We start from the raw sequence: 8,266 nt of genomic DNA on the forward strand, positions 1-8,266 counted from the left end.
TGCAGACGCGGCGGCGCCCCGGATGCCGAGAGGGCTGAATGCCTCCCCTCGAACTCCGCTGCACAGGAGTTCTCGGGAAGGCATTCAGCCCCCTGAACTCCCGAACGCCGCAGCGGCTGCGTGAAGGCGGGGCCGGCCGCCGGCGCGACTCGCTCCTGGACAGCGCGCTGCGCACCCGGTGTCGCGTGATGATCAGGAAGCCGCAGATCAAGGGCCGGACTTGCCACATGGCAACAGGGAGGGCCACCGGGCTCCCCCTTCTCCATGCCAGCGAGCTCGTTCCCGGGTCGCGCCCGTTGTTTCGGGCGCGAGAGGGAACGAGCGAGTGCCTGCGCGCTCGTGAAGCGGTGCGCTGGGGGCGCACGGACCCTTCCCGAGAATCCCTGTGAAGCGGGATTCGAGGGGAGGGTCCGTGTGCCCTGAGAGGACTACTTGACGAGCGTCGCCGGCCGCCCGTAGACCAGCCCCGCCGCCCGCAGCCGGTAGAAGTAGGTCCCGCTCGGCAGGGAGCGGCCCTCCTCGTCGCGGCCGTCCCAGCTGACGCGGGTGTCGCCGGCCGGCACCGTCCCGTTGATCAACGTGCGCACGCGCTTGCCCTGAGCGTCGTAGACGGCCAGCTCCACGCGGTCCTCGAAGAGCAGCGTGAAGCTGAAGGTCGTCGAGGGGTTGAAGGGGTTGGGATAGTTGGCGTGCAGGGCCACGGGACTGGCCGGCGTCAGGCCGTCCACCGCCGTCAGGTCCTGCTTGTTCTGCGTGAAGCTGTACCAGGCCGCGGGCTCGACGCGCGGCATGCCCTCCGTGCGGCCCGAGGCGTCGGCGACGTGGAGGTAGTACTCGGTCAGGCCGCTGGCCGCCGGGTCCGGGATCGTCGCGCTGTAGTCGTTGCCGGCGCCGTGGGTCATCGCGACCATCTGCCACGCGCCGCCGCCCTGGCGGTAGTGCAGCTCAGCCGCGGTGATTGCCGTTCCGCTGTGGGCGTGGATCTGCGCGAGCACGCTCACCGGGCCGGTCTGCTCGTCGATGATCGGGATGTGCGCCACGCGCAGCATGCCGATGTCGTAGGCGCCCTTCGCGCGGCAGTGGAGGGCGTCGTCCGTGAGCCAGCTTCCGTAGGTATAGCCTTCCACGACGTAGCCCGGCGCCGCCGCCTGGTAGGCCGCGATCGCCGCGTTGTCGTGGCTGCTGTTGCCGAAGAGGGGAACGTAGATGCGGTTGTTCAGGATCAGGCTGTTCGTGTAGGCGGCCGGGCCCGAGCTGGTGCTGTAGCAGTAGACGCGGTGCACGCCGTAGTTGCGGCCGGTCGAGCTGGGCAGGCTGGCGAGCAGGGCCGCGCGCTGCTCGAGCGCGGCGTAGGTGTCGTGCGCCGTCCAGACCTGCTTGACCAGCACCGACTCCTCGTCGAGGAACTTCGCCCAGGTGTCGATGTGGTGGATCCCGTAGTTCGCGATGTCGTCGAGAACGTAGTAGGTCTCCACACCGTAGTAGTCGTGCATGAGCTGGTCGACCTGGGCCGGCGACATGCCGTTGTAGGCCGCCGCCTCGTCGTAGACGAGGTCCGTCGAGGCGCTGATGTTCGCGCCGTCGGTCATGTAGTTGCCGCCGGTGTGCCACATGCTGTGCGTGTGGCAGGGGATCCCCTGCTGCTGGGCGAAGTAGATGGGAATCACGTCGTCGTTCGGCCGCGAGGGGCGGTTGTACTTGTGGTCGATGATCGCGATGTCGCCCGCGCCGTCGAAGACGTACTCGGGGCCGTAGTCGCGCGTCCAGATCGAGTCGCTGGGGCGCACCAGCCACTGCACCTTGGCCATGTCGATGCCGTTGGCGGTGAAGTTGCTGATCGCCGCCGCCTGGTTGGCGCTCGAGACGATGCAGTGGATGGTCACCTGGTCGTCGAAGTCCTGGAGCACACTGTAGGGCAGCCCAAGGGGGTAGCGGATCAGCACGCCGGTGGCGGGTTCCCACTCGGCGCAGCCGCGCAGCGGAGCCAGCGGCGGCGGATCGTCGAGGGCGTCGCGCTCGCCGCCCTGCGCCGCCAGCGCCTCCATGAGCCGCGCTTCCTCGGCGGTGGGGCCGATGGGCAGCAGCTCCTCGATGTGGTCGACGTCCCACTCGGCATGCGCGGGGGCGGCCGCGAAGCTGGCGACGAGGAGCAGGCAGAGGGCGAGCAAGGGCAAGGCGCGGCGGGCCATGGGGATCCTCCACGGACGGCGGGTTTCGGGCCGAGCGTGCAAGTATAGCACAGCGGCCCCGCAGCGAACAGCCGCCGCCGGCCGCAAGGCCCTGCCGGTCCTCGGGCGGCCGGATTGCGCTATACTGCTCCCCGCGGCGGCCCGCGCCGACACCGCGCCCGCCTGGCCGGACACCACCTGGGTGCGCGCCTTCGACCACGAGTTCATCAACTGGGCAGTGCCCCACGCGGCGGACTTCACGTTCCCGAGCCACCCGGAGGTCTACAACGCCGTCGTCCTGCGCCTGACGCTCGGCTGTCCGACCGCGCCCGGCGACTGCGATCCCTGGGACCGCTACGCCTGGCTGCGCCTGGAGGAAGACCTCGCGGGCGGCGGCACGCGACGTCGAGATCGCGCGCTTCATCACGCCCTACGACATCACGGGACCGCCCAACTACCCCGGCACCTGCACCTGGGAGTTCGACCTCCACCGGCCACGGCTTCGGCTTCGCCGAGAACTGCGCCGAGTTCTGCCCCAAGGACCACTCGATCGTGGTCGGCGCGCAGACCTTCACGCACCTGCTGTGGAACGGTTGCGCGAACAACCCCTGCAGCCCGCAGGGCGGCACCTGGCAGTCCCCGCGCGCCGGCTGGTGCCCGGGCGACAAGGTGAGACCCTGGGACAACGACATCACCAGTCTGCTCACGCCGGGCCAGGCGCTCAGCTTCGACTACAACATCGAGGAGTACTTCAACCCCTGCAACCCGACGAACCCGAACTGCATTCCCGGCCAGACCTGCGCCGACTGCAACTACAACGGCACGACGCCGCCCAACTGGAAGGTGATGGGCCAGGTGATCTTCTACCGCGCCGATCCGACGGCGGCCCCCGCCGAGGTGGCGGCGGCGCGGGTGCGTCTCGGCCAGAACCACCCCAACCCCTTCAACCCGAGCACCACCTTCGCCTACGAGCTGGCCGCGCCCGGCGAGGCCCTGCCGACCGGCGTCTACTTCTACGAGGTGGAAACGGCCGGCCAGCGGCAGTCCCGCAAAATGCTTCTCCTTCAGTAGCACCGGCGCAAGCGCGAACCCCGGCGCCGCAAGGCGCCGGGGCAACTAGGAGAGGCGACGCAGAGGGACACGCTCAGTCTGGAGCTGACCAACCGCGCGCGCCGAGAACAGTCTAGCATGGCCGCCCGGGGGCGCGCAGCGAAATCGTGCCCCCGCCGCGTTTAGCCGCAGTGGCCGGGACCGATGAGGCCCCAGTTGTAGGCGGCCAGCCGCGCGGACCAGGCCAGCACGCGCAGCCGCTGCATCAGGGTGAGGCTTCTCCAGTCCGGCCAGCCCTTGAGGGTCAAGAAGGCGTCCGCTTCAACGATGGTCTGCGCCACGACCGCTGGGTCGGTGCCGTTGGCGATGTTCAGCTTCGCCGTTAGGAGCTGCGCATAGAGCCGCGTGATGCCGTTGAGCGGGTGGCCGAAAGTGCGCATTCCGAGCACGCGGGAGGCGACCCGCGCATCGCCGACGCCGAGCGACTTGGGCCCGTGGGGCGCGCCCAGCCAGATGCCATTGCCGATCAAGGGCGTCACGAGGTCCTCGGCCTGGCCGCAGCCGACACCGCTGTGCCACCACCAGTAGCCGATGGAGTGCGTGCAGCCCTCGCCGTCGCCCTCGTTCTGGCCGTCGTCGTCTCCGGGCGGCAGGACCTCGATGTCGAAGCGGATGAGGCTGACCTTCTCGCCCGCCTCGCGCCAGCCGGCGTAGAGCTTGTCGACGCGGCCGAAGGCCGTCGCGGGCTCGGCCTCGTTGATCTGCGCATCGGCCAGAGGCTCGATCACGGCCGTCTGGGTCTGGCCGTTCTGGACGAAGGTCAGTTCCAGCACCGGGCGGTTGCTCGCGCGCTCGCGGCTGAGCATCTCGGTGCGCGGGCTGCCCGCCAGCGGCTGGCGCAGCAGGAAGCCGAAGTTGTCGACTTCGCCGTTCATCCAGGCGAGCACCGGATCGGTGACGTCCAGGCTCGCATAGCTGGCGCCGAAGTTCGCCGTGAAGGCACCGAGCACGGTGGGATCGTAGGCCCCGCCGTCGTTAGCGCCGAAGCTGTTCCAGGTGACCGTCGCCTCATCCCAGTCACGGGTGAGGCGATGGAGGTTGACGGTCTGGTAGCTCGAGCCGACCACGTAGACCTTCAGCGTGGCGCGGGTGAGCGTGGCCTCGCCTCGGTCGTTCTCCTGGGCCGGCCTGCGGGGCCGGGCGTTGCGGGACTGGGTTGCGTTGGCTGCCAGGGTCCGGCCCTCGCCGGGAGGCGCGAGTATAGCAGGTCGATCGCAGAGGCTCAGCAGCCAAATCCCCGACTGAGGCCTGTCGGGCTGCAGAGAAAGTGCGCTGGGGGCGATCCGGATCGCGCGAGGAATCACGAGACACGCCGGCGATGAAAAAAAATCTGCGCGCGGCCGGCGCCGGGGTGGGACTTGCCGCGCGCCGCGCCCTGCCCTAGATTGGCGCCGTGCGCAACACCGAGCACCGACGCGAACTCCTGCGCCTGCTCGCCGCCACCGCCGCCTTCGGCGCGGCCGGCGGCATCTTCGCCGCGACCCTGAACAACTTCCTCGCCGAGGTGCACGGTTTCGGGGCCGAGGCGCGGGGCTGGCTGGAGTTCCCGCGCGAGCTACCGGGCTTCCTGCTCGTGGGCGTCACGGGCCTGCTCGCGCTGTGGATGCGCGAGAGCAAGATGGCCGCGCTCGCCATGCTCGCCTCGGCGCTCGGCGCGCTCGGCCTCGCCCGACTCTCGCCGAACACGGCGCTGGTCGTCACCTGGGTGGCGATCTGGTCCCTGGGTGACCACATCCTCTTCGCCGTGGACGGGCCGCTCGGCCTTAAGCTAGCCCGCGAGGGCGGCGAGGGCCGGCGCCTCGGCCAGCTCGGCGGTGCGCGCAACCTGGGCACGATCAGCGGCGTCGGCCTCATCTATCTGCTCGCCAAGCTGGGCGGCAACGACTACCCGCTCTTCTACCTGCTCGCCGGCGGCTTCCCCCTCACCGCCAGCGTCTTCTACTTCAGCCTGCGCACGGGCCAGGGCGAGAGGCGCAGCCGCGGGCTCGTCGTGCGGCGCGAGTACGGCCTCTTCTACGCGGCCTACGTGCTCGACAACCTGCTCTTCGCGCTGCGCGTGGCGCGCACCACCTACCTGAAGAAGATCGCCCGCGACCCGGAGGACATCACGCCCTCGATCTCGCTGGGCATCACGATCGACCACGCCGTGGCGATGACCCTGCCCGTGCTCTCCGGCTACCTCTGGGAGGCCTGGGGCTACCGCTGGGTCTTCCTGATCGCCGCCGCGATCGCCCTGCTCGGCTTCTTCGTCTGCCTGCGGATCCGCGTGCCCGCGCGGGCGGCGGCTCCCAGCGCCGAGGCGCTGCCCCTGCCGGCGAAGTAGCCGCTGCCCGGGTTTGCCGCGCACTCCTCCTCTAGAGTACAATGGAGGCCGCACCAGTGTCGGGGGAGGTTTCCAATGCGCCGCATCGCCATGCTGCTCTTCGCTTGCCTGTCGCTGGGCGCCCTCAGCGCCCAGGCCGGCGAAATCCACCCCGCCCTCGCCGCGCAGTTCGCCGGCCTCGGGGCCGAGGAGCCGCTCACGGTCCTCGTCCACTTGCGCACGCAGGCGCCGATCGCCGCGCTCGATGCGACGCTGAAGGCCGCGGGCGCCTCGCGCGAGACCCGCCACCGCGAGGTCACCCTCGCCCTCCAGGCGGCCGCCGCCGGCCAAACGGAGCTGCTCGCCGCGCTCGCGGCGGACCGCGCCGGCGGCGGCGTGGCCCGCTACACGAGCCACTGGATCGCCAACCTCGTCGTGCTGCGCGCCACGCGCGCGGCGATCGAGCGCGTGGCCGCTCGCGCGGACGTCGCGCTCGTCGAGCCGAACTTCCAGATCGAGCGCGTCGCGCCCGTCGGCGACTGGCGACCGGCCAGCGGCGAGCGCGAGATCGGCATCGCGCCGGGCCTGGTCGCGATCCGCGCGAACGAGGTCTGGCACGAACTCGGCTACACCGGCCGCACGCGCCTGGTCGGCAGCATGGACACGGGCGTCGACGGCAGCCATCCCGCCCTTGCCGCGCGCTGGCGCGGCCTGCACGCGCCCTGGCAGGAGTGCTGGCTCGACGCGCTGGGCAACGGCACGAGCTTCCCGCTCGATCTCGACTCGCACGGCACGCACACCTGCGGCACGATGGCCGGCCTCGCGCCGAACGACAGCATCGGCGTCGCCTGGGGCGCCGAATGGATTGCCTGCAACGCCGTCGACGAAGCCGTCGGCGAGGAGTTCGACAACGACGTCATCGCCGCCTTCGAGTGGTTCGCCGATCCCGACGGCAATCCGGCCACCATCGCAGACGTGCCGGACGTCATCCAGAACTCCTGGGGCGTCGGCACTCACCTCGGCTACCCGAGCTGCTTCTCGCTCTGGTGGACGGTGATCGACAACCTGGAGGCGGCCGGCGTCGTCACGGTCTGGTCGGCCGGCAACCGCGGCCCGAACGCCCAGACCATCGGCTCGCCCGCCGACCGGGCGACCACCCCCACCAACTGCTTCTCGGTGGGCGCCGTCGACGCCACCAACTTCGGCTGGCCCTACCCGATCGCCGACTTCTCGAGCCGCGGCCCCACGACCTGCGATGTCCCCATCGAGAATGCGATCAAGCCGGAAATCGCCGCGCCGGGCGTGGACGTCTATTCGGCGCTGCCGGACGGCCTCTACGGCGAGAACAGCGGCACCTCGATGGCCGGCCCGCACGTGGCAGGCGTCGTCGCCCTCATGCGCCAGGCCAACCCCAACCTGGACGTCGACGCGATCAAGAGCATCCTCATGGCGACTGCCCTCGACGAGGGCGACGCGGGCGAGGACAACAGCTACGGCCACGGCTTCATCGACGCCTACGCGGCCGTCAGCCAGGTGATCGCCGGCTTCGGCGAGGTCACCGGCCAGGTGACGAACGCGAGCTGGGGCGGCGTGCCCCTGCCCGGCGCCACGCTCGAGCTGGTCGGCTACGGTTGGCAGTACTTCACGGACGCGAGCGGCCACTTCACCGGCCGCGCGGCGCCCGGCAGCTACACGCTGCGCGCGAGCCTCGCCGGCTTCGCGCCGCTGGAAGCGCCGGTGACGATCACGGCGGGCGGCAGCGTGACGCAGGACTTCGCGCTCACGGACGTCGCGGGCCCCGCGATCAGCGAGGTGAGCCGGCCGGTGACGCTCGCCGGTGGCGGCCTGCCGGCACCGATCACGGCGACGATCCTCGACTACAGCACGGTCGCCGCGGCGACGCTCCACTTCCGCCTCGACGGCGGCGCCTGGTCCAGCGCGCCGATGGCCTGGCAGGCGGGCGACAGCTACGCCGGCCAGCTCCCCGCCCTGCCGGCCAACACGGCCGTCGACTACTACGTCGCGGCGACGGACGGCCTCGGCTTCGCCGCGCAGGATCCCGCGGGCGCCCCCGGCGAGTTCTACACCCTGCTCGCCACCGAGCTGGTCTACGACTACGCCTGCGAGACCCCCGACTTCCAGTGGCGCGTCGGGCTCCTGAGCGACACCGCCACGAACGGCCGCTGGGTGCGCGCCGATCCGGTCGGCACCTTCCTGAGCGGCGTGCCCGTGCAGCCGGAGGACGATCACACGCCGGCGCCGGGCACGATCTGCTTCGTCACCGGCAACGGCGTGCCGGGCGGCAGCGCCTTCGCGGCGAACGTGGACGGCGGCTGCACGACCTTGGTGAGCCCGACCTTCGACCTCAGCGGCACGCAGCGCGCCTTCGTCAGCTACTGGCGCTGGTTCGCCAACCTGCTGATCAGCGCCGATGACCAGTTCGCGGCCGACATCTCGAGCGACGGCGGCGCCACCTGGCTGCCCCTGGAACGCCTGCCGCGCAACCGCAATCGCTGGGAGCAGGCCTTCATCGACCTGGAGCCGCTGATTCCCTTCACCAACCAGGTGCAGGTGCGCTTCCAGATCTGCGACCTGAACCTGCCCTCGCTGCTCGAGGCGGCCGTCGACGACTTCCGCCTGGAAAGCTACACGCCGAGTTCGACGGGAGCGCCCGACTGGCAGCCGC

The 8,266-nt window shown here is 70.8% G+C and carries 5 protein-coding genes; 3 read left to right on the forward strand and 2 right to left on the reverse strand.

The window, feature by feature from the left end:
- Positions 1-428: 428 nt before the first annotated feature.
- Positions 429-2,396, reverse strand: coding sequence for a T9SS type A sorting domain-containing protein (locus tag FJ251_03235; protein MBM4116742.1), 1,968 nt, complete (start codon positions 2,394-2,396; stop codon positions 429-431).
- On the opposite strand from FJ251_03235, the gene FJ251_03240 reads away from it, so the two are divergent.
- A complete protein-coding gene (locus FJ251_03240) occupies positions 2,304-3,239 on the forward strand; it encodes a hypothetical protein (GenBank protein ID MBM4116743.1) in 936 nt (311 codons plus the stop codon). The two genes, FJ251_03235 and FJ251_03240, sit on opposite strands and share 93 nt — an antisense overlap.
- 161 nt (positions 3,240-3,400) lie before the next feature.
- Here the strand turns inward: FJ251_03240 and FJ251_03245 are convergent, their stop codons facing one another.
- A complete protein-coding gene (locus FJ251_03245; protein MBM4116744.1) occupies positions 3,401-4,582 on the reverse strand; it encodes a DNRLRE domain-containing protein in 1,182 nt (393 codons plus the stop codon).
- A gap of 89 nt (positions 4,583-4,671) precedes the next feature.
- Here FJ251_03245 and FJ251_03250 point away from each other — a divergent pair, with 89 nt between their 5' ends.
- Both FJ251_03250 and FJ251_03255 read left to right on the forward strand, forming a co-directional pair.
- Positions 4,672-5,601, forward strand: coding sequence for an MFS transporter (locus FJ251_03250; GenBank protein MBM4116745.1), 930 nt, complete (start codon positions 4,672-4,674; stop codon positions 5,599-5,601).
- Positions 5,602-5,676: 75 nt separating this feature from the next.
- Positions 5,677-8,266, forward strand: a 2,590-nt coding sequence (locus FJ251_03255; protein MBM4116746.1) for a hypothetical protein, incomplete at its 3' end; no start/stop codon positions are given.

It is taken from the genome of bacterium, assembly GCA_016873475.1.
In the GTDB taxonomy this organism is placed as follows: Bacteria; Krumholzibacteriota; Krumholzibacteriia; order JACNKJ01; family JACNKJ01; genus VGXI01.

What these genes read in the sequence shown, in the direction of transcription:
- FJ251_03235 (MBM4116742.1), bottom strand. Translation starts at nt 2,396, where the DNA reads ATGAACTCGTGGTCGAAGGCGCGCACCCAGGTGGTGTCCGGCCAGGCG.